Annotated in this window: 19 protein-coding genes; 8 read left to right on the plus strand and 11 right to left on the minus strand. The window is 65.3% G+C overall.

What is annotated here, in order from left to right:
• Window positions 1–2: 2 nt before the first annotated feature.
• The 4 genes from IEX84_RS05735 to IEX84_RS05750 form a co-directional block, all read right to left on the minus strand.
• Window positions 3–1,094 (minus strand): extracellular solute-binding protein, encoded by a 1,092-nt coding sequence (locus tag IEX84_RS05735; protein ID WP_188870927.1) that lies wholly within the window; start codon window positions 1,092–1,094, stop codon window positions 3–5.
• Window positions 1,095–1,414: 320 nt separating this feature from the next.
• Complete coding sequence (gene queC / locus IEX84_RS05740; protein ID WP_188870747.1) at window positions 1,415–2,119, minus strand: 7-cyano-7-deazaguanine synthase QueC; 705 nt, start codon at window positions 2,117–2,119, stop codon at window positions 1,415–1,417.
• A gap of 113 nt (window positions 2,120–2,232) precedes the next feature.
• The gene (locus IEX84_RS05745) at window positions 2,233–3,012 is read right to left on the minus strand and encodes a 7-carboxy-7-deazaguanine synthase QueE (RefSeq protein ID WP_188870749.1); all 780 of its coding nucleotides are present in this window, start codon (window positions 3,010–3,012) and stop codon (window positions 2,233–2,235) included.
• On the minus strand, window positions 3,012–3,464 hold the full coding sequence (locus IEX84_RS05750; RefSeq protein ID WP_188870751.1) for a 6-pyruvoyl trahydropterin synthase family protein: 453 nt from the start codon (window positions 3,462–3,464) through the stop codon (window positions 3,012–3,014). The genes IEX84_RS05745 and IEX84_RS05750 overlap by 1 nt, the downstream gene beginning before the upstream one ends.
• 584 nt (window positions 3,465–4,048) lie before the next feature.
• Between IEX84_RS05750 and IEX84_RS05755 the strand changes: the two genes are divergently transcribed.
• Window positions 4,049–4,987: an IclR family transcriptional regulator gene (locus tag IEX84_RS05755; protein WP_188870753.1), complete on the plus strand. Its 939-nt coding sequence runs from the start codon at window positions 4,049–4,051 to the stop codon at window positions 4,985–4,987.
• 170 nt (window positions 4,988–5,157) lie between these two features.
• Here the strand turns inward: IEX84_RS05755 and IEX84_RS05760 are convergent, their stop codons facing one another.
• From IEX84_RS05760 to IEX84_RS05770, 3 genes are all read right to left on the minus strand, one after another.
• Window positions 5,158–6,708 carry a class I adenylate-forming enzyme family protein gene (locus IEX84_RS05760; protein WP_188870756.1) on the minus strand — a complete coding sequence of 517 codons (1,551 nt, stop codon included), beginning with the start codon at window positions 6,706–6,708 and terminating at the stop codon, window positions 5,158–5,160.
• A 164-nt stretch (window positions 6,709–6,872) separates the two neighbouring features.
• The gene (locus IEX84_RS05765; RefSeq protein ID WP_188870758.1) at window positions 6,873–8,618 is read right to left on the minus strand and encodes an ABC transporter permease; all 1,746 of its coding nucleotides are present in this window, start codon (window positions 8,616–8,618) and stop codon (window positions 6,873–6,875) included.
• A 52-nt stretch (window positions 8,619–8,670) separates the two neighbouring features.
• Window positions 8,671–9,615 (minus strand): ABC transporter substrate-binding protein, encoded by a 945-nt coding sequence (locus IEX84_RS05770; RefSeq protein ID WP_188870759.1) that lies wholly within the window; start codon window positions 9,613–9,615, stop codon window positions 8,671–8,673.
• Window positions 9,616–9,894: 279 nt separating this feature from the next.
• On the opposite strand from IEX84_RS05770, the gene IEX84_RS05775 reads away from it, so the two are divergent.
• The 3 genes from IEX84_RS05775 to IEX84_RS05785 all read left to right on the plus strand — a co-directional run bounded on the left by IEX84_RS05775 (window position 9,895) and on the right by IEX84_RS05785 (window position 13,294).
• Entirely contained in the window at window positions 9,895–11,037 is a 1,143-nt protein-coding gene (locus tag IEX84_RS05775) for an ABC transporter ATP-binding protein (RefSeq protein WP_188870761.1), read from the plus strand.
• 276 nt (window positions 11,038–11,313) lie between these two features.
• Window positions 11,314–12,390, plus strand: coding sequence for an amidohydrolase family protein (locus tag IEX84_RS05780; protein ID WP_188870764.1), 1,077 nt, complete (start codon window positions 11,314–11,316; stop codon window positions 12,388–12,390).
• Window positions 12,391–12,535: 145 nt separating this feature from the next.
• Window positions 12,536–13,294, plus strand: coding sequence for an IclR family transcriptional regulator (locus IEX84_RS05785; RefSeq protein ID WP_188870766.1), 759 nt, complete (start codon window positions 12,536–12,538; stop codon window positions 13,292–13,294).
• A 220-nt stretch (window positions 13,295–13,514) separates the two neighbouring features.
• Here IEX84_RS05785 and IEX84_RS05790 read toward each other — a convergent pair whose 3' ends face one another.
• A complete protein-coding gene (locus IEX84_RS05790; RefSeq protein ID WP_188870767.1) occupies window positions 13,515–14,501 on the minus strand; it encodes an amidohydrolase family protein in 987 nt (328 codons plus the stop codon).
• A gap of 161 nt (window positions 14,502–14,662) precedes the next feature.
• On the opposite strand from IEX84_RS05790, the gene IEX84_RS05795 reads away from it, so the two are divergent.
• Window positions 14,663–16,009: an aminomethyl transferase family protein gene (locus IEX84_RS05795; protein WP_188870768.1), complete on the plus strand. Its 1,347-nt coding sequence runs from the start codon at window positions 14,663–14,665 to the stop codon at window positions 16,007–16,009.
• A gap of 337 nt (window positions 16,010–16,346) precedes the next feature.
• Here the strand turns inward: IEX84_RS05795 and IEX84_RS05800 are convergent, their stop codons facing one another.
• Together IEX84_RS05800 and IEX84_RS05805 are read right to left on the minus strand one after the other, a co-directional pair.
• Window positions 16,347–17,135 (minus strand): ABC transporter permease, encoded by a 789-nt coding sequence (locus IEX84_RS05800; RefSeq protein WP_188870770.1) that lies wholly within the window; start codon window positions 17,133–17,135, stop codon window positions 16,347–16,349.
• Window positions 17,135–17,932: an ABC transporter ATP-binding protein gene (locus IEX84_RS05805; RefSeq protein WP_188870772.1), complete on the minus strand. Its 798-nt coding sequence runs from the start codon at window positions 17,930–17,932 to the stop codon at window positions 17,135–17,137. Before IEX84_RS05805 ends, IEX84_RS05800 begins: the two co-directional genes overlap by 1 nt.
• Before the next feature lie 143 nt (window positions 17,933–18,075).
• Between IEX84_RS05805 and IEX84_RS05810 the strand changes: the two genes are divergently transcribed.
• The 3 genes from IEX84_RS05810 to IEX84_RS05820 all read left to right on the plus strand — a co-directional run bounded on the left by IEX84_RS05810 (window position 18,076) and on the right by IEX84_RS05820 (window position 20,323).
• Window positions 18,076–19,113, plus strand: a complete 1,038-nt coding sequence (locus tag IEX84_RS05810) for an ABC transporter substrate-binding protein (protein WP_188870774.1) — start codon at window positions 18,076–18,078, stop codon at window positions 19,111–19,113.
• A gap of 15 nt (window positions 19,114–19,128) precedes the next feature.
• Window positions 19,129–19,890, plus strand: coding sequence for an ABC transporter permease (locus IEX84_RS05815; protein ID WP_188870776.1), 762 nt, complete (start codon window positions 19,129–19,131; stop codon window positions 19,888–19,890).
• Between the two features lie 115 nt (window positions 19,891–20,005).
• Window positions 20,006–20,323, plus strand: coding sequence for a Rieske (2Fe-2S) protein (locus IEX84_RS05820; RefSeq protein WP_188870778.1), 318 nt, complete (start codon window positions 20,006–20,008; stop codon window positions 20,321–20,323).
• A gap of 6 nt (window positions 20,324–20,329) precedes the next feature.
• Here IEX84_RS05820 and IEX84_RS05825 read toward each other — a convergent pair whose 3' ends face one another.
• Window positions 20,330–21,067, minus strand: coding sequence for an SDR family NAD(P)-dependent oxidoreductase (locus IEX84_RS05825; RefSeq protein ID WP_188870780.1), 738 nt, complete (start codon window positions 21,065–21,067; stop codon window positions 20,330–20,332).
• Window positions 21,068–21,078 lie beyond the last annotated feature (11 nt).

Consider the following 21,078-nt stretch of genomic DNA (forward strand, 5'->3'; position numbering starts at 1 on the left):
TCTCAGATGTTCGCGCCGCGCGTGATCGCTTGGATGATCGACTCCTGTCGCTCGACGAGTTGTCCGTAGTCCACTTGGAACTCCGTGCGCTCGTACTCCGCGGGGTCGATGAACTCGTCGGGGAGTTCGAGCTCCGCGGAGCGGATCGGCCGGACGTACGCGTCGAGGAACTGCCGCTGGCCCTCGAGCGAGAGCACGTAGTCCATGAAGAGCTTCGCCGCACCGGGGTTCGGGGCGTCCTTCAGGAGCGCGTAGCCGTAGGGCATGTTGAGCGCGCCCTCGTTTCCGTTCTCGCCGCCGAGCAGGGCGACGCCGACGTTCTCCTCGGGGACCTCCGTGTTATTGTACTTCAGGTCGAGTCCGGAGTAGTCGTAGCGGAGGAACGTCGCGTACTCGCCGCGCGAGAACTGCGCGAGGAAGTTGTCGGTGAACTCCGCGCCGCCCTCTTGAATCCGGGTGTAGTAGTCGATGACCGGCTGGAGGTCGTCCATCGTCCCGCCGCGGGCGTTGTTGATCGAGAGCGCCGTCGCCAGTCCGACGGCGGCCTGTGGGGTCTGGAGCGCGAGGTCCTGCATGATCTCGGGCTGCAACAGGTCCTCCCACGTCGTCGGTTCCTCGAGGCCGCGCTCCTCGTAGATGTCTTTGCGATACGTGACGGCCGTCGTCACCCGTCGCGTCGCGGTCACGTGACCGTCGTCCGTCTTCAGCGACTCGGGGACCGTATCCCAGCCGTTCGGCTTGTACGCCCGCGTGAAGCCGTCGTTGTGGGCGACGATGCCGTACGTGTACCCGCCGTTGTAGCCCGAGTGCGTCATGTCGTTCGCGTGCGAACGCATGTGCTGGAGGGCTTCCCCCGACGAGCGGTCGTCGTCGTGCACCGCGACGCCGTACGCGTCCTCGAAGGACTGCATCAGCGACGGCCAGTTCATCCACCCCGACTGCACGCAGTAGAAGTACAGCATGTCCGGGAAGGCGGACGCCTCGACCGTCGTCCGGGAGTCACCGTAGCCGATGTCGTACGTCTCCGCACTCCCTGTCCCGGTCGTCGTCTGTTCGGTGGAGGACCCCGTGTTACAACCCGCGAGACTCGTCAGGGCGGCAGCGGAAGCAGTCCCGATGAACTTCCGTCGTGTTGATACCATCACGTGGATGGGGCGTATTTCCGAAGAAAGCGGTTGCTATGAGCGGATTATACCACATCGGATACCTATAGAGACGTCCCCCTCCTCCGCGGTTCGGTGCGAGCGCTATCGGAACGCGCGCGGGGACTCGCGGAGTCGCCACGAGTCGGCGGTCGGGTCGAGGCGGTGCGGTTCGGCACCGCGTTCGGCGGGGATACCGGCGTGGTAGAGCATCGCCGTGCGTTGGAAGACGGTGGGCGAGTGGCTGACCCGGACTGTGTGGGGGCCCGGAATCAGGCCTCGGTGTAGTCGGGCCGCTCGGCGTACTCGATCGGGTCGTGGACGTCGATGTTCTGGAAGGCTTGGAGGCGGAACGCGCAGGCGTCACAGGTCCCGCAGGCGGGTTCGTCGTCGCGGTAGCAACTCCACGTGAGGTCGTAGGGGACGTCGAGGCCGGTGCCCTTCTGGGCGATGTCGGTCTTGGACCACTCGGTGAACGGCGCCTCGATGCCGATTCGGGTGTCGTCCTTGGTGCCGACGTCGACGACCTGCTGAAAGGCGTCGAAGAACTCGGGGCGGCAGTCGGGGTAGCCGGAGAAGTCCTCGGAGTGTGCGCCCATGAAGACGGCGTCGCAGTCGTTCGCCTCCGCGTAGGAGGTCGCCATCGCGAGGAGGTTCGCGTTTCGGAACGGGACGTACGACGTGGGGATTTCGTCGCTTTCGAGGTCGGCGTCCTCGACGGCCATCTCCTCGTCGGTGAGCGAGGAGCCACCGACCTTCGAGAGGTGGTCGGTAGTGAGGTGGAGGAAGTCCGCGGCGTCGAAGTGCTCGGCTTGCGCCGTCGCGCATTCGTATTCTTTGTCCTCGGTGCGCTGGCCGTAGGAGGTGTGGAGCATGTAGAGGTCGTAGCCACGCTCCTGCGCGACGGCGGCGGCCGTCGCGGAGTCCATCCCGCCGGACGCGAGCACGACGGCGCGCTTCTCGGTCGCGTCGCTCATCGCTGGCCCTCCACCGCGACGGTGAACGGGTGTCGGCCGGTGTCGACCGCGGGGTGTTCGAGCGACGAGTCGAGACGGGTCGTCGGGTCGTGAGAATCGTGTCGTGTCATAGATCAGGTTCCGGGGGCGTCGTTCCAGAGGTCGACGTGCAGGCGGGGCGTGTAGCGATAGCCGTACTCGATGGCGAGGTCGGCGACCCTGTTCCGCGAGCCGTCCAACTGCTCGCGCGTCGTCCCCTCGGGCATCAGGAGGACGTCCGAATCCGCGACGGTCGTCGCGGCGGCGTTCCGAACGCGTTCGAGAAGGTCCTCGATCTCCGGGAGGTCGTCCTCGCCGGTGACGACGAACTTCAACTGGGAGTCGTAGGTGTCGACGAGGTCCGCGAGGGCGTCGATGTCGATACGGCGCTCCTCGTGGCGTTCGGCCCACTCGCCGTCACCCTTCGGGTCCTTCTCGGGAGTGGGCGTGCTGGAGGCGAGTTTCGGACTGATAGAGGCGAGGTCGATTGGAGCGTCGCGATAGATGGTGCCGTTCGTCTCGACGGTCGTGTGGTACCCCAACCCGTCGAGGCGTTCGAGGAGGGCGACGGACTGCTCGTGGATGAGCGGTTCACCACCCGTGAGGACGACGTGGTCGGCCTCCCCGTGAGACTCGATGTCCGCGACGATGTCGTCGAGGGTCATCGCGCCGTGCGTCGGTTCCCACGACGTGTGGTAGGAATCACAGAACCAACACCGGAGGTTACACCCAGAGGTGCGCACGAAGACGCTCGGCACGCCGGCGAGTGTCCCCTCCCCCTGCAGCGAGTAGAATACCTCGTTGATGGGGAGCGTCGCCGCGTCGTCGGCGTCCGCGGTCGGCGACGCCGCGTCGGCGCTCGCGTTGACGGGCATCAGTACCTCCCCGCGCAGAGCTCGGCCGTCTCGCGGACGGAGACGGAGACGTCGGAGATACGGTCCGGAAGTACGTCCTGGAGTTTCTCTTCGAGGAGGACCCCCATCACCTCAGCCGTCGGGGGGTGGTCGAGGACGACGAGGCCATCGGAGTCGCCGCTTTCCTCGAACGCCTCGACGAGCGGGTCGCCCGCCTCGACGAGGAAGCGATGGTCCCACTCGTCGATGACGCCCGTGACGTCGCCCTTGTCGACGACCCACCCGTCCGCCGAGAGCGTGCCGGTCACTTCGACCGAAATCTCGTAGTTGTGGCCGTGTGGACGGCTGCACTTCCCGTCGTGGTGGCGGAGGCGATGGCCCGTGCTGATGCGTATCGGCCGGTCGCCGCCGATCTCCAGCGTTCGTTCTCCCGCGTCGGCGAGTGGTGACGTGGGCTGCTGTTCCAGAGACACGACACTGTGTTCTTCGAGGACGGTTATAGTATTATCGCTGGAGTTTCGAGCGAATACTAGAGTAGTATCTATTAGGAATCTGTCCGGAGAGGCGGCTCGGCGGTGAAATACGCCCGATGCCGTCGGTCTCGAACGTTCCGACGAGACGGGGGACGTCCCCACGGTGTCGCCGTTCGGCGGAGGTGGCGCGGCGGTCGGCAAGCTAGCTGACCCGCCCAACGGCCCTGAAGACGTGTTTGTAAACCATTATAGAAGAGAAGCTATCGACTAACAGGAATGAATATAGTGTTGTGCTCGTCTATTTTCTTCAGATGTCAATAGAGCAGATAGAAAATGCTGAGTGCAGCCGCTTCGTTTCCGGGGGAATTGAGACGATTCACGACGGTACGGGACGCCTCGTGTCGCGTCCGTCAACTGCCACCCGTGTATCATCGGGCATATCGACTCGAAGCCGCGACATCGGGCGGGACGAGAGGCGAACCGGCGTCACCGTCGGCCAGTCAACCAAGAGAAGAGGAGGCGTCGGTCTTTCGCGGTCCTCGACAATAATTATAATTTCTACACAGTATATTTGAATCTGATAATTGTGCGTCCGGGAAGTCGGACACCGACAACCGACGCGTGACGCCGATGACCGGATCGGCGAGCGGAGCGGAGTTGGAGACGGACCGGCGGATGGTGGTCGCGGCGACCCCGAACGTTATAGTCGTCGACAAGAGAGTGAGGGTATGTCACAAGGAACGGGGTCGTTGAAGACCGTCGAACGGGCGTTCGACGTCGTGGACGTGCTTGGGCGGCTGGGCAGCGCGGGACCAGCGGCGGTCGCCGACGAACTCGACGTGACGCGGAGCACCGCACACGACTATTTGGTGTCGCTCGCCGAGGCCGGATACGTCTCCCGCGAGGACGGCACGTACCGGCTCGGATACCGGTTCCTCCAGCGCGGGAGTCGAGTGAAGTACGGTGAACAGTTCTTTCGGGCTTCGCGCGCCCCGCTGGCCGATCTAGCGTCCGAAACCGGGGAGATCGCGCAGATCGGCGTGGAAGAGGCCGGGGAGTGGGTTCTAGTCCACGCCGAGCACGAGCGGCGGCTGGCGTGTATGGGCCCGTATCCGGGGATGCGGACGCCGCTGCACACGCACGCCGGCGGGAAAGTACTCCTCGCGTCGCTACCCGAGGCGCGTCGTGATCGGTTACTCGCCGATCCGCTCGCCTGCCGGACCGAGCAGACGACCACGGACGCCGGAGCGCTTCGTCGGGAGCTCGAACGGATCGCGGAGGACGGTTATGCCACGGATGCGGACGAGCAGTCGGTCGGTATCGGGTTCGTGGCGTGCCCGGTGACGTTCGACGGGACGGTGCTCGGGAGCGTGTCCGTCGCGTGTCCGTCCGGTCGGCTCAAACGGCCCGGCTACTGCGGCGAGCTCGAAGGGCAGTTGAACGCCATCGCGGACGAGATCAGCATCAACTACCGCGAGCTACAACACCGTGAGATGTCGCGTGACCCGTACCAGTTCGAGTAACCGCGTGTCGGGTATCGCTCGGCGTCCGATATATACTGACGGTCCCAGTACTTCGCGCGACGCCGTAGCTCTGAGTCGAGGCGGCGTCCGTTACACCAATACGCGCGTAAAGGGACCGGCTCGGAACGAGTGGTGTCCGTCAGAAATACTCGGACGGATGCGCTGGGGCGTTAGTCGGAGTGGTCGAGCCGCTCGGCGGTCCCCTGTCGGTCGAGTTTCTGACTCGGCGTCTTCGGAATCTCGAAGTCGACGAAACGGTACTCTCGGGGGCGTTCGAACCGGGCGATCTCGTCGCTTTCGAGACACGCCTCGTCGAGGTCCGCGGCCGTAACCGTCGGGTCGCTCCGGCGAACGACCGCCGTGACCTTCTGGCCGTACTCGTCGTCGTCGAGACCGACGACGGCAGCCTCCTCGACACCCGGGTGGTCGTTGAGCACGCCCTCGATGGGGCTCGGGAACACCTTCACGCCCTTCGACTTGATCATGAAGTCCTTGCGGCCTTCGAGATAGAGATAGCCGTCCTCGTCCTTGTAGCCGAGGTCGCCGGAGTACCACCACCCGTCGGTGAACTCCTCATCGAGGACCTCGCTCCGTTGCCACGCCCAGACGGGGCGGTCGGGCGCGTGCACGATGACCTCGCCCACGTCGCCGACCGGGACCGTCGCGTCGGGCGCCCCCCCTTCCTCGACGACGCGAACCCGCGTGCCACCGGAGGGCTTGCCGACGCTTCCGAGGCGGTCCTCGGTGAACTCCTCGTTCTCCAGCATCGAGACGTCCACTTCCGTCGACGCGTACGCGTTCACGACGCTCTCGCAGACGGTCGAGCGGATTCGCCTGAGCGTCTCGGGCTCGACCTTCTCGCCGAGGCAGAGCACGGTTTCGAGCGTGTCGACGTCGTAGGCGTCGACGTCCGTGTTTAGCACTTCGCGCCACATCGTCGGCACCATGGAGGCGTGCGTCACCCCGTGGCGTTCGACGGCGGCGAGCCACCGCTCCGGCCCCCAGTCGGTGAGGAGGACGAGCGAACTGCCGGCGAGAAGCGTCGCGACGACGCACTTGTACCACCCGCCGAGTGACGGCATCGTCTGGCTCATTCGCGTCTTCGAGCGGTTCGTGATGACGCTCGGGTCGCGGGCCTTCATGCGGAGGTTCCGGTACGTGTGACACCATCCCTTCGGGTCGCCGGTCGTCCCCGAGGTCCAGATGACCGCACCGATGTCGTCCTCGTCCAGATAGGTGTCCGGCCGAACGTCGTCCGTCGCGGCGACAAAGTCGTCCACCGAGCGCCCGTGTTCGCGCGCCGCGTCGCCGAGGACGACGATTTCGGGCTCGGCCGTCAGTCCGTCGACGACTCGCTCATCAACGAACGCCGCGTACGTCTCGCTGACGACGAGTATCGAGGGGTCGAAGTGGTCGATGGTGTAGCGGACCGTCTCCGGGGAGGATTGGGTGTGAACGAACGAGGTGATGGCCCCGGCCTTCACCGCGCCGTTCCACGCAGTGACGGTGTCGACGCCGGTGTCACAGAGGAAGGCCACGCGGTCGCGGTGGCAGAGCCGGTCGGCGAAGGACGCGGCGAGGTCGGTGCTTCGCGCCTCGAACTCCCGCCACGTGAGCGCCGTTCCGGTGTCGTCGGCGAACGCGAGCCCCCCGGGGTGGTTCTCGGCCTGAATCGTCGAGAGCTCCCCGAGACTCGGTTGTCGGGTGCCGTCTCCCGTCATCGGTTATTGCCCCACCGGTGCGCTGTCAGGAGCCGAACGGCACTCTTTGAGAAGTAATCGCATGATCGTGTGAACACGACTTCACCAGTGGCGACTATAAGCTTTGGGCAGGTGAAAGGGAAAGGAACCACCGAGCGATGACGCCCCCGCGGCGCCGCGGGGCGTCACCAGCGAAAGAGGTTGAAGCGTTTGTACTTCGTGGCGTGAAGCAACAGCACGACGACGATGAACAGGAGAGTAATCGAGACGCCGAAGGCGTACGTCTCCGCGTGTGTCGTGGCCTGGTTCGAGATACGATAGAGGACGGAGGAGATCATGGGCGTGTCCGGGCTCCGGAGCATCATCACGATGGGCATCTCCATGGCGATGAAACTGAACGAGAGGATCCAGGAAATCCGCGTGAGGTCGAATATCACCGGCACGAGGAGGCTGTATATCGACCGAATCGTGCTCGCACCCGAGACGGCACCGGCTTCGAGGAGCGACGTGTCGACCTGGAGCACCGCCGTCTCCATCGTCCGGACGTTCGAGGGGATGTACTTGATGTAGAAGGCGACGAGAAAGATAGCTATCGTACCGTAGATCGGGACGAAGTCGAGGAACTTGAGGTACATGACCATCATGGCGAGCGCCAGCGACACCGCGGGGATGCCGATGGGGAAGAACGCCAAGTAGTCGATGACCTTCCGGTACTCGATGCTGGACTTGTTGACCACCCACGCGATGACGATGCCGGTCCCCGTGAGGAGGAACGCCGCGATGAAGGCCACGAGGAAGCTGTTGGCGGCCGCGTCGATCAGCTCCGCGTCGCCGATCATCGCCGTGTACCCCTCGAAGGTGATCGAGGAGATAATTTGCTCGGCGGACATGACGTGCGGGGGCATGTAGTAAGGAAGCAGGGAGTTGTACACCATGAACAGGCCCGGGACGATCACGGTCACGAAGATGAACAGGCCGGTGAGCGCCGAGTAGACGTATCGCCAGCGGCCGACGTCGACGCTGTCGGCGACGAACCCCTCACCGGAGACGGTGACGTACTGGTTCGTCTTCCCGAGCATCCGCTTGTAGAGGTAGAGGAGCGGGATGGCGACGCCGACGAGGAAGACCGCCTGCACCATGGCGACGCCGTAGTCTATCGGGGGGACGTTCGTGCTCTGGTAGACCTTGATGGCGAGGACGGGAATCTCCGCGGGGAGGCCGATGATGAGCGGCACGCGAAACGACTCCAGCGTGATGAGGAAGGTGAAGACGAACACCACCGACAGCCCGGGGAGGAGCAGCGGCCCGGTGACGTAGCGGAGCGTCTGCAACAGTCCCGCACCGGAGAGCCGACTCGCGTCCTCCAGGGTCCGGTCGATGCTGCCGAAGAGGGGGATGAGGAGGATCATCCCGATGGGGAGCATCCGGATCGACTGGACGACGATCATCCCGACCATCGAGTAGATGTGGAAGGTCTCGAAACCCAGGAGCGCGGGGTACAGCCCGTTGTCACCGAGGAGTCGAATCCAGACGGTCTCGATGACGACCGGCGGGTAGAAGAAGACGAGGAAGATCGAGAAGTAGTAGACGCGCCGAAGCGGGGCGTTGGTCCGCGCGATCACCCACGCGACGCACCCCGCGAGGAACGTCGTGAGCGTGGCCGCCCCGACAGTGAAGACGAAGGTGTTGACGATGACTGGGCCGCTGTTCGTCACGAAGAGTCGCCAGTTGCGGAGGGTCAGGTCCGCCCAGAGGTTCGTCCCGTTCGCCCGGAAGCTGGAGAGGACGATGACGACGAAGGGGACGACGTTCAACAGGAAGAGCCCGACGACGAGCGCGGCACCGAGCCAGCGGTTCCGGTTCGCGCTGTATCGGCGCTGTACTCGGTTCCACCCGCGGACGAGTGGGTTGGGTGATGACTCGTTACTCATGGGGTGCGTTCGGACCGCGACGACCGGTGACGGTTCGTGGCTGCACGCTGTTTCACGAGAGCGGGAGGAGGCTGTTCGCCTTCTCAACGATGCGGCTCTTCGTCTCGGGAGTGATAAACATGGGGTGGATCGTCGTCTCCGAGAAGGCTTGGCGGAGCTGTTCGTTCCCGTGCTCGATGCCCGCGCGGATCGACGGGCGGCCGGCACCGTGGGCCGCGTTCGCTCGCTGTCCCTCCTCGGAGATCATGAACTCCACGAGTTTGCGCGCCGCCTTCGGATGCGGTGCGTTTTTCGAGACGGCGATGGGCGAGATCACGGCCCCCGTCCAGTCGGTCCGGACGGGCGCTATCGGCGCGCCGTCCTGAAGGAAGGGCGCGACGGCGGTGCTGCCGGCGACACCGAATGCGACGTCGGACTGGCCGGCGACGAGCGACTCCGTGAACGCGCTCGTCGACTGGCCGGCGAACCGCGTCTCCATGTCGGCGAGGTCGGTGAAGTACTGGTCGGCGCGCTCCTCCCCCCACTCGCGCGTGAGTATCCAGTACATCGAGGACATCGTGAACGTCGGCGCGCCGATGCGGTTCTCGAACTGCGAGGCGAGGATCGCGTCCCACGAGTCGACCGGTTCGTCGGTTCGGGACGTCGAGTACGCGCTCGTGTAGTTCGTCGTCGTCACGGGGAGCATCTTGCTCCGTTCCGTCTCGCTCGCCGTGCTCTCGACCTTCTCGACGAGTGCGTCCGAGTAGACGTCCTTGTACTCCTCCCACATATCGATCTCCGCGAAGTACGGTGTGAGGTCGTCGCGGAGGAACACCTGCGAGACGGAGTTGAGCACGTCGGCGCTGTGCTGGCCGTTCGACTCCTCGGTCTGGAACCGGGAGACGGACTGGTACCCTGGGGCGGTGACGGCGTTGACGGTGATCCCGGTCTCTTCCTCGAACGCCTCGAAGAACCCGGGACGGGACGCGGAGCCGTAGTAGACGACCGTGTCGGCCATCGAGTCCGAGCTCGTCGTCCCGCCAGTGACCGTCCCACCGTCCCCACCGGATTCGCCGCCGTCACCACCGCCGCTACCGGAGCATCCCGCAAGTGCCCCGAGACCGACTGTTGCTGCTCCCGCCAAGTACGACCGTCGACTAAAGCGCTCTCGCTGCGACATTACGGATGGTACTGTAACACACTCTCATATAACTGTTATCCTGATTAATGATGATGGATTGATGCGATGGGGCCGACTACACGAACATTTATAATGATGAACAGGGTGTGATGAGGTATGTCATCACAGATGTTGCGGGTCGAGGGACTCACCAAACGGTACGGCTATACCGTCGCGGTGGACGACCTCTCGGTGTCCATCGGGGAGGGTGAGTTCAAATCGTTGCTCGGCCCGTCGGGCTGTGGGAAGACCACGACCCTCCGATGTATCGCGGGCATCGAGAAGGCGAGCGGTGGCCGGATATACATCAACGACGAACTCGTCTCGGCCCCCGACGAGGGCGTCCACGTCAAACCGGAGAACCGCGACATCGGGATGGTGTTCCAATCGTACGCCATTTGGCCGCACATGACCGTCGCGGAGAACGTCGCCTTCCCGCTGAAGGTCCGCGGGATCGGCGACGCGGCCGAGCGCGAAGAGCGCGTCCTCGAAACGCTCGAAATGGTCGGCCTCGCGGAGTACCGGGATTCGATGGCGACCGAACTCAGCGGCGGTCAACAGCAACGCGTCGCCATCTCCCGCGCGCTCGTCATCGAACCGAGCATCCTCCTGTTCGACGAGCCGCTGTCCAACCTCGATGCGAAGCTCCGCCGGGAGATGCGCGAGGAGATACACGAACTCAGCGACGAACTGGACATCACGACCCTCTACGTCACGCACTCGCAGGACGAGGCTATGTTCCTCTCCGACACGATTGCGTTGATGGATAACGGGCGGATCGTCGAGGAGGGCGCGCCCGAACCCCTCCACACGGACCCAAGCAGCCTGTTCGCCATGGACTTCATGGGCCACACGAACACGCTCCGTGGTCGCGTCGCGAAGCGGGGCGAGGGGACCGTCGCCGTCGAGACACCGGTTGGCCCCTTCACGCTCGACAAGCGGCGAGTCGGCCCGGACGCGACGCCCGGAACGGAGGTCTTGGTCTCCTTCCGACCGAAGTTCTGCGACTACGCGGCCCGAGTGGACCGCCCCGTCGATCGGACGTACGCGGCGACACTCCGCGGTCGCCTCGAACAGAAGGCAGCGACGCGGGACTTCACGGAGTACCAGATCGCCGTCGAGGGGACCACCGTCACATTCCGCAGTCTGGAACCGCTCAGCCTCGCGGCGGGCGACGAGATCGAAATCCGCGTCCCCCGCGAACACGTCCGGGTATTTCCGACGGGGCACGCGGCCGACGGAACCATCAATCCAGCGTGAGCGACCTAACACGGGATCGACACCCCCAACCTCGACCCCGGACCCGGTCGTCCGACGCGCTCGAAGCGGCGCCGAGCGACGCGGCGAGGCGTCGCCGACCCCGCGGCCAGCGGAAGATATATACGGGCGGTCACGACACTACACGGACACCGGTACCGACGAAGCGGTCCGCGTCACGCCGTCGAGACCGACACAGATACGCATGAATCCCACGACCCACTACCGACGACGCGCACAGCACGACGACCGGACGGCCACGCCGATGGGGGTCGGCGCATGAAGCCCGGGCGCTTCGTCGTCGACACGCACGTCCACGGCCAGCGGCACGCGGTCCGACTCGACAAGTCCGAGATCGAGGCCGGGTACGAGGACATCTCGCACGTGATGCGGACCGCGACGCCCGCGGACGAAGCGACCGAGGACTCGGACGTCGTCGTCTACCCGAACACCGACCGAATCATCCACGACATGGACACCTACGGTGTCGACCGTGCCGTGCTCCTCCCCGGTTTCGGGATGACGAACGAGATACACAAGCAGATGGTACAGGACCACCCGGACCGGTTCACCGCGCTCGCCTCGCCGGTGCAGACCGACAAGGCCGCCGCGCGCGGTGAGGAGGAGTGGACGATAGAGCGCGCTTGTGAGGAGCTCGACGACGTCCTCGAAGCGGAGGAGTTCGTCGGGATCGGCGAGTCCGCGCCGACGGACCCGACGCGCGACGAACGGATCGAGTGGCGCGAACGCCGGGACGAACTCAGGCAGGCGTTCGAGGTTGCCGACGCGCACGACGTCCCGATCAGTTGGCACTCGGGGACGGTGTCCGGGTACTCGGACGGGAAGTCCTCGCTGGACGTCTACCCGGACTGGGAGGACCCGACGCTCGTCTCCGACCTCGCCGCCGAATACTCGGACGTCGACATCATCATCAACCACGGCGGGATGCAGGGGACGTGGCACGAGGACACCGTCGACGCGGCCTGCAAGGTCGCCGCCCGGCACAACAACGTCTACTTGGAGATCGGCCTCTACTGGGCGGACCTCATCCACAAACCGTTCAACGACCCGAACATCGACCTCAGCCAGCTGCTCTGGGGGACCGACTGGGGTGCGTCCATGGTGGCGCACGCCCAACCGAACGAGGAGCCGCCGATGTACTGGGACCAGATCGAGAGCCGCGGTCTCCCCGCGCACCAACCCGACTACTGGGGGACGTCGCTGCGTCAACTGGAGAAGTTCGTCTGGGACGAGGAGCTCCCGCAGGACGAGTTCAACCTCATTCTCGGTGGGAACGCCTGCCGACTCCTCGACATCGAGCCACCGGAGAAACGTCTCTTCCCTGAGTACCTGTAAGCGACGCCGTGAGGGCCGGCGCACGTCGGTTCGTGTCCCCGAGGACGAAACCGACCCGCACGCACCGGCCCGCAGTCACACAGACCGTCCGGTTATGGTGGACGGTTGGAAAGAGCTATACGGGTCGCCGGTCTTCCACACGACCATGGGCGACAACGAGGCCAGCCGGATCGGAGCGGTCGAGCGGTTCGGGGAGATAATCGAGGTGCTCCGGGAGCGCGAGCCGCTGAGTTCGCGCGCCGTGGCGTCGGCGCTCGACGTTTCGAAGAGCACCGCACACGCGTACCTCGCCACGATGGAGGAGTTGGAGTACGTGACGCGCTCACCGGACGGCTACGCGGTGAGTCTGAAGTTCCTCGAGTACGGGATGGAGGAACGCGAGCGCCTCCCCATCGTCGACGTCGCGGCGGACACCATCGAGCAGTTGGCGAGCGACACGAGCGAGGCGGTCTACCTGGTCGTCGAGGAGCACGGCTACGGCGTGTACGTGGATTACGCGCTCGGAGAGCGGGCAGTCACGACGCACGCCATCGTCGGGACGCGCTCGCCGCTACACAGTATCGCGTCAGGGAAGACGATCCTGGCGCACCTCCCCGAAGAGCGCGTCGACGAGATCGTCGCAGCCCACGGCCTCCCGGCGGAGACGGAGCGGACGATACAGTCCCGCGAAGCGTTAGACGAGACGCTGGCGCGCGTCCGCGAACAGGGGTACGCGATCAACGAGCACGAGGCGAACGCGGGGACGCGGGCTGTCGGCGCACCAGTCGTCGTCGACGACGAGGTGGTCGCGGCAATCGCCGTGGCGGGTCCAGCACACCGGATTACACCGGAGCGGATCGAGGCGGACGTGCTGGGCGAGGTCCTCGCGGCGGCGAACGAGATCGAGCTGACGTATCCCTCGTAGCGTCCGGTATTACTGGACGCCGCTCGCGGATTTACAGCGATACTGGCGTAACGCGACGGCGAGCGTGCGGTCTCAGGGTAGCCGAATACCCACGCACAAAGATAGTGAAGAACCCGACCGACAATACTGGACGCCCTCGACGGGGTCGTGGTCGGCCGCACGGCTCACCGGTGGGAACCTGCGGGAAGAGGAGGCGTCGGTCGAGGAGCGGACGCAGTCGTTACCGGTCGAGCAGGTCGAGGAGGTTGCCGCCGAGGATGGCCTCCCGGTCGGACTCGGGGACGTCCATCGCCTCGACGGCGGGGACGGTCTCGTCGAGCCAGAACCGGCCGCCGTCCGGGCCGAACGGGTAGTCCGCACCGAAGAGGACGTTGTCGGCACCGAAGAACTCGTAGCCACACTGGAGCGTGAGCTGCTTCCCGCGCGAGCTCACCGCCGTGTCTGCGTAGATGCGGTCGAAGTAGGCGTCGAGGGGCTGGGAGAGGTCGCTGACGGTCCCGACGTACAGTTCGGGGTCCTCGGAGCGACTCTGGTAGAACGAGCGGATGCGCTCGTCCACGAAGGGGAGGAAGCCGCCCATGTGGTGGGAGACGACGTCGATGTTCGGGAACTCGTCGAGCACGCCGTTGAACACGAGTCGCGCGAGCGCGACCGTCGTGTCGAACGGCCAGCCCAGCGCCTTGTATATCCAGGTGTCCTCGGCCTCGTAGTCGTGCCAGTCGTAGAGCTGTGGGTGAATCCACAGCGGGACGTCCGCCTGATTCAGGGCATCGTAGAACTCCGCGAACTCCGGGTCGTCGAGGAGACGGCCCTCGACGTTCGTGAACGTCTGGACGCCGGCCATGTCGAGGTCATCGACGGCCCGCCCGACCTCGTCGACGAACTCGCCCGTGAGGCGCGGAAGCGTGGCGACCGGGATGAACTTGTCCGGGTGGTCGTCGGCGATGCGGCGAATCTCGTCGTTCGCCAGACGGGTCACTTCGAGGGCGTCCTTATCGGAGAGCCCCTCCCAGATCGGCGGGTGGGCGAGCGTGAGAACCTGCTTGTCGATCCCGAACTCCTCCATGTCCGCGATGCGGTTGTCGACGTCCATCAGGTGCGTCGCGGTTTCGAGGTTCGTCACCTCGTCGTGTGGGTGGACCTCGACGAGTTTATCGTAGACCGCGGGTGGGAGGACGTGCGAATACGCGTCTATCACTGGTGGCATGCGTTCTCACAAACCTGCGGTGGGTACAAAACCGTTTCCCAGTATCGAACTCCGGGGTCGGTCGGGGTGAAGTGGCGTGGTGTGAGAGGGGTGGCGGGAGGACGATGGGATGGGGTGGGTCGGAGACGAAGTATTAAGTGACGGTCCCGTGATGGTGGCGTATGGTCCCTGAAGAGATACAGGCGTCTGCGGAGCCTGTGGAACTGCTCAGAGCGAAGGGAGAAGACTACACAGCGAACTTCCCGGTCGTCCCGAACGAGATTACGAACTGGATCGACGAGCAGCGCGCGATCACCGAGTCCGCCGCGCTAGCGAACCTCTCACATCACATGGCGTCGCTCCGCGTCAGCGGCCCGGACGCGCGCGACCTCCTGCGCGACCTCAGCGTCAACAGTTTCGAGGAGTTCCCCATCGGGAAGGCCAAGCAGATCGTGATGTGTAACCCCAACGGCCACATCATCGGTGACGGACCGATGCTCCGCGTCGACGACGACGAGTACTACGGCCCGGGCGTCCTCTCCGCCAACTGGGTGAAGTACAACCAGGAGACGGGCGACTACGACGCGGACGTCGATATCGAGGCGCGGACGTCGGCGCTCGACGGCGACCCCGACAAGTTCGTCTACCAGGTCGCCGGCCCGAACGCCCCCGAAGTCCTCGCCGACCTCACCGACGCCGATCTCGGCTCCATCGGCTTCTACAACTTCGAGGAGATCACCTTCGGCGGCGCGGACGGCGTGCTCGCACTCGGCCACGGGATGTCGACGGAGGCCGGCGGCTTCGAGTTCGTCGGCGACTTCGAGGACAGCGAGCGGGTCCGGGAGGCCATCGTCGAGGCCGGCGAGGCGTACGACCTCCGGCAACTCGGCTCGAAGGCCTACCACACGCTCTCCGTCAAGCTCGGGTGGCTCCCGCCGGGCGTCCCGCCGATCTACGACGTCGAGGAGATGGCCGATTACCGGGAGTGGCTCGACGCCGACAGCCGCGAAGCGACGTACTCCATCGACGGGAGCTACGACTCGGACGACATCAGCGACTACTACATGAGCCCGGTCGAGCTCGGCTACGAGTCGCTGATCTCCTTCGACCACGACTTCGTCGGCCGCGACGCCCTCGAATCGCAGCTCGCGGAAGACCACCGTGAGCTCGTCACGCTCGAATGGAACGACGAGGACGTCGTCGACGTCTTCGCCTCGCTGTTCGGCGACGGCGGGCACTACAAGTACATGGACCTGCCCCGCGTCGGGTGGGGGCGGGCGAACTACGACACCGTCACTGCGGACGGCGAGTTCATCGGCACGTCGCACTCGCGGTCGTACCAGTACGACATCCGCTCGATGATCTCCCTGTGCCGCATCGACCCCGAGTACAGCGAGACCGGCACGGAGGTCACGCTGACGTGGGGCGAGGCGTCCGACTCGCCGAACCCGAAGGTCGAGGAGCACGAGCAGACGACGATCCGCGCGACGGTCCGGGAAGCGCCCTACTCCACGGACCAGCGGAAGTAAGCGAGCGGCATCGACGAGAACGCGGGACGGCGCGAACACGAGACATCGACGCGACGCACCGAGACCGACGCGAGCACGCGACGCTGACGCGAATCGAGGAGGGACGAACACGGGACATCGACGGCGCGGGGCATCGAGCCGTTACGACCCACTTTTCTTCGAGACATCCGACACCCACGGACGCCACCGCCCAGGGTGGGGGAGGCGGCGCGACGACTGTCCGAGCGACGTCAGCGGCCGCTCGGGTCAGACGGCTGCGCGCGTGACGGGGACGGGGAGCACGAACGCGTGAGGGAGACGGAAGAGAACGAGCGCGGGTCGTCGGGAAGCGGTGTCGTTACTCGGTCGGCTGGACGCCCTCGATCTCGGGTCGCCAGTCGGTCATGTAGTTGTGGAGGGGGACGATGACGCCGTACTCGACGATGAAGAGGAAGACCATGAAGACGACGAGCCACGCCATCATCGCGGTCAGCTGGTAGTTGTCGAAGCTCCGCTTGAACATGAACCCGACGCCGCGCGTGAGGAGGAGCGCCTCGACGAGCAGCGTGATCTTCCAGCCGATGGAGAGCGCCGAGCGGACGCTCGTGAAGAGGAACGGCACGAGTTGCGGGATGATGACCTCCATGAACGTCTGATAGCGGCTCGCACCGAAGAACCCCGACATCTCTTCGAGATTCCGGTCGAGATTCCGCGCGCCCTCCCACATGTTCAGGACGACGAAGGGAGTGACGACGATGGGGACGCCGATGTAGCCGGCGAGCGGCGTGAAACCGAACCAGACGCCGACGAGGAAGACGACGACCAGCGAGGGGAAGGCGAGCCACCCGTACACCCAGGGCGACGTCGCGGTCTCCAGCCAGTCGGACGTCCCGAGCGCGACGCCGACGACGGTGCCGACGGCGAGACAGACGACGAGCGAGACGAAAATCATCTCCGCCGTCTTCCAGACGTGGTAGTACCACATGTGGCCGTACGCGCCGGGTGTGGTCAGGATGACGCCGAGTTCCTCGACGACCGCCCCGACGCCGGGGAGGACGGCCGGGAAGGCGACGCTGCCGACCCACCAGATGACGAGCAGACCGAGCATCGACGCCACAGACCAGAGGATGCGCCGGACCCGGTCCATCACGACACCACCTGCTCGTGGAACTCCGTGTAGAGTTCGGTCTCGCGTTCCGCGACGGCCGGGTCGTCGTAGTGGCGGGGGCGCTCGATGTCGACGTCGCGGCGGGCGAACATCTCGCCGACCTCGTTCATCATGTAGATGTAGTCGGAGAGGAAGACGGCCTCGTTGATGTCGTGGGTGACGAAGAGGACGGTCATGTCCTCCTCGCGCCAAATCTCGAGGAGTTCCTCGCGGAGGTCACCAGCAGTAATCTCGTCGAGGCTGGAGAACGGTTCGTCCATGAGCAACATCTCGGGTTCGATAGCGAGCGCGCGCGCGATGGCGACGCGCTGTTTCATCCCGCCGGAGAGTCGACTCGGGTAGTTGTCGGCGTCGCTGAGGAGGCCGACCATGTCGAGATACTTCTCGATACGCTCGTCCCACTCCGATTCGGGGACGTCGCGGGCCTGCAGGGCGAACTCGATGTTCTCGGCAACCGTCCGCCATTCCAGGAGGCGGGGCTCCTGGAAGACGTAGCCGGAGGAAAGGTCGTCGGGCGTGACGTCGCGGCCACCGCGGCGCATCGTCCCCGAGGTCGGTTCGACGAGGCCGGCGACGACGTTCATCAGCGTCGTCTTCCCACACCCGGAGGGGCCGAGGAGGGAGACGAACGAACCGGGTTCGACGTCGAGGTCGATCTCGTCGAGCACGAGGACGCGCCCCTGCCCGGGTTTGCCGTAGTACTTGACGATGTCTCGGAGTTCGAGCGTAGCGTCATCGCTGTCGGTCGCGTCGGCGGACCGTTGGCTTCGACTCATGGACGTGTACTCGACTTACCCTCCAGTACTATGGTACTTTCGGACACACGAGGGGAGGACGGCGGCCGCGCGAATTATCTCACCCAGATGGGTGTACAAATTAAACGTTACAATTATGTGGGCGCTTCGCTAACTGTGGGAACATGCCACAGAGGACCAGACGGAACCTCCTGAAAGCGACGGGTGTCGCCGCGAGCGTCGGGCTCGCCGGCTGCGGCGGAACCGGCGGCAGTTCGGGCGGGGACGCCTCGTCCACGTCGTCGGGCGGCGAGGGAATGACGTCGCTCTCGCCGATGGCCATCGCGGGAACGATCAACCACCCACGGTGGTCGGCGGCGCTCGACCAGGGGTTCTACGCGGACCGCGGGCTCGACGTCACCCCGCAGTACAAACCGTTCCCCGCACAGATTCAGGCCGTCAGCGGCGGGTCGGTGGCGACGGCGCTCGAATCGTTCCTCCCGTACCTCGGGAACGTCGTCAAGGGGCAGGACCTCGTGACGTTCGGGTTCCAGGCTGGCCTCCAGAGCATCAACGCGCTCTACGTGCGCGCCGACAGCGACTACGAGACCATCGAGGACCTGAAGGGGGAACGTATCGGCGTTTGGTCGTTCGGCTCCTCGACCGTCCAAGCCTTCGAGGCTCTGATGGCTGAGCGGACGGGACTCAACCTTCGGAAGGACTTCGAGACGACGACCGCCGCGCCGCCCGCGCTCATCGGGTTGCTCGACTCCGGGAAGATCGACGCGGTCATCGACGTGAGCAGTCTGACGATCAAAATGGAGGCACAACCGGAGAAGTACCGCAACATCGTCGGACTCAACGAGATGTGGCTCAACCAGAGCGGGCACACCCTCCCGCTCACCTCGTGGTGGTGTACGGCGGACTGGTACGAGAACAATACGGACGTCGCTGCCGCGATGGTGGAGGCGTCGAAGGAGACGGTCCAGTACTGGCGGGACAACACGACGGACATCCTCCAGCAGTGGGGAGAACCCGCGAGCATCACGACGGACGCCCAGATCGACGTCGTCGACGAGATGGCGAACGAGGGCCACGTCTTCCGCAAGGAGCAGAGTCAGGAGTTCGTCGACTCCACCTGGGAGTTCGCGGCGCTGATGCAAGAGCACGGCTACATCGACTCCGTGCCCGCACAGGACGACGTCCTCAAGAACCCGGTCTGATCCCTCCACACAGCTATGACTCTCATGTCTCACGGCCGCGGGCTCCGCGATAAGGCGCTCGTCGGCCTCCTCCTCCTCGCCGCCTGGTGGGTGACGTCGCTCTTCTTCCAGTACTGGGTGTTCCCGTCGCCGGCGCGCGTGCTCACGGCGCTGAACACCGCGATAAGCGACCCAGCCTTCGGGTCGTTCGCCTCGAACGTCGCCGTGACGTTCGGCCGTCTCCTCGTCGGGTTCGTCCTCTCCGTCGCCATCGGCGGCGTACTCGGGACGCTCATGGGTCTCCGGACGAACGTCGAGGCGTTCTTCCGCGCGTGGGTCGTCTTCGGTCTCTCGCTTCCCGCGATCTTCGTCGCGTTCTCGCTGGTGATCCTGCTCGGGATCACCAACTGGGTGCCGATACTGACGGTGACGCTCGTCGGCATTCCCTTCGTCGCGCTGAACATGTGGGAGGGCGCGCAGGACCTCGACTCGAACATCGGCGAGATGGCAGACTTCTTCGGCGCGAGCCGCCGACAACAGATACGCCACGTTCTGGTGCCACAGCTGCTCCAGTACCTCTTCCCGTCGATGTACTGGGGGTTCATTACGTCGTGGAAAGTCCTGTTCATCGCCGAGGTGTTCGGTGCCGGCTCCGGGGTCGGCTACATGGTCAACTACTGGTTCAACCAACAGCGTGTCGACATGCTGCTCGGGTGGGTCGTCGTCCCCATCCTCATCGTCATCCTCAGTCAGGAGGCGCTCCGACTGGCCGAGGACCACGTTATCAGCTGGCGATAGACCCGCCGGGACGGCGTCGCTCGGCGTCGCGGGCGGCCCGCGGCGTTCGGCCCGGCCGCGCCGGCGATGCATCGCGACCCCCGGGATTTATACCGGCCGCGTGGTAAGTGAGTTCATGGCGAGCGAAGTTCCGGAGCCAACACGCCGAGTTTGCACCGTCGACGACGTCACGCCGGAGTCACCCTACGTCGGCGATGTCGATGGGACGGAAGTCGCGGTCTTCGTCCTCGACGGCGAGTATTACGCGCTCGACAGCACCTGCCCGCATCAAGGCGGCCCGCTCGAAGAGGGGCGGGTGGCCGACGGCTGCGTCCACTGTCCCTGGCACGGCTGGCAGTTCGACCTCGAAACGGGCGAGCACGCGCAGAACGTCGCGGCGGCGACGGCGTACGAGGTACGAGTCGACGGCGACGACGTCTACGTCGAGGTCTGAGCCGCCCTAGTAGTACGTCTGTCCGGGGTCGACGCTGAGAACCTGTCCGGTCATCGGCGCGCTCTCCGCGGTGGCGAGGAACGCGACGCTGTTCGCCACGTCCTCGGGTTCGAGGCGGCGCTCGATGGACTGTTGGCTGACGAGGTCCTCGATATAGTCGTCGTCGTTCTGGAGCGTCGCCTCGGACATCGTCAACCCGGGTAGCACCGCGTTCACGCGGACGTCCGCGGAACCGAGTTCGGTGGCGAGCGAGCGCGTCATACTCAGGACGGCACCCTTCGAGGCGACGTAGTGGAGGAAGCCCGGCACGCCGAGTTCGGCCGAGTTCGACCCGATGTTGACGACGGTCGAGCCCGGGTGGAGGTGTGGAACGGCGGCCTTCGTCACCCGGAAGACGCCCGTGACGTTCACGTCGAGGACGCGCTGGAACTCCTCACCGTCGATCTCGTCGAACCGGCGTTTGTTCTCGACGAGGGGGCCGTAGAGCGCGGCGTTGTTGACGAGCGCGTCGACGTCGAGGTCGACGAAGAGGTCGTCGACGCTCTCTTGGTCGGTGACGTCGGCGCGGCGGTACTCGGCCGAACCGCCGTCGTCGTGGACGAGATCGACGGTCTCGTTGCCGTCCGCGACGTCGGCGACGACGACGTGGAACCCGTCGTCCGAGAGTCGCCGCGCGATGGCCCGCCCGATACCGCTCGCCGCGCCGGTCACGACGGCAGTCCGCTCCGTGGAATCGTTAGCCATGGTCGGCTCCG

This window comes from Halarchaeum rubridurum, assembly GCF_014647115.1.
Taxonomy (GTDB): domain Archaea; phylum Halobacteriota; class Halobacteria; order Halobacteriales; family Halobacteriaceae; genus Halarchaeum; species Halarchaeum rubridurum.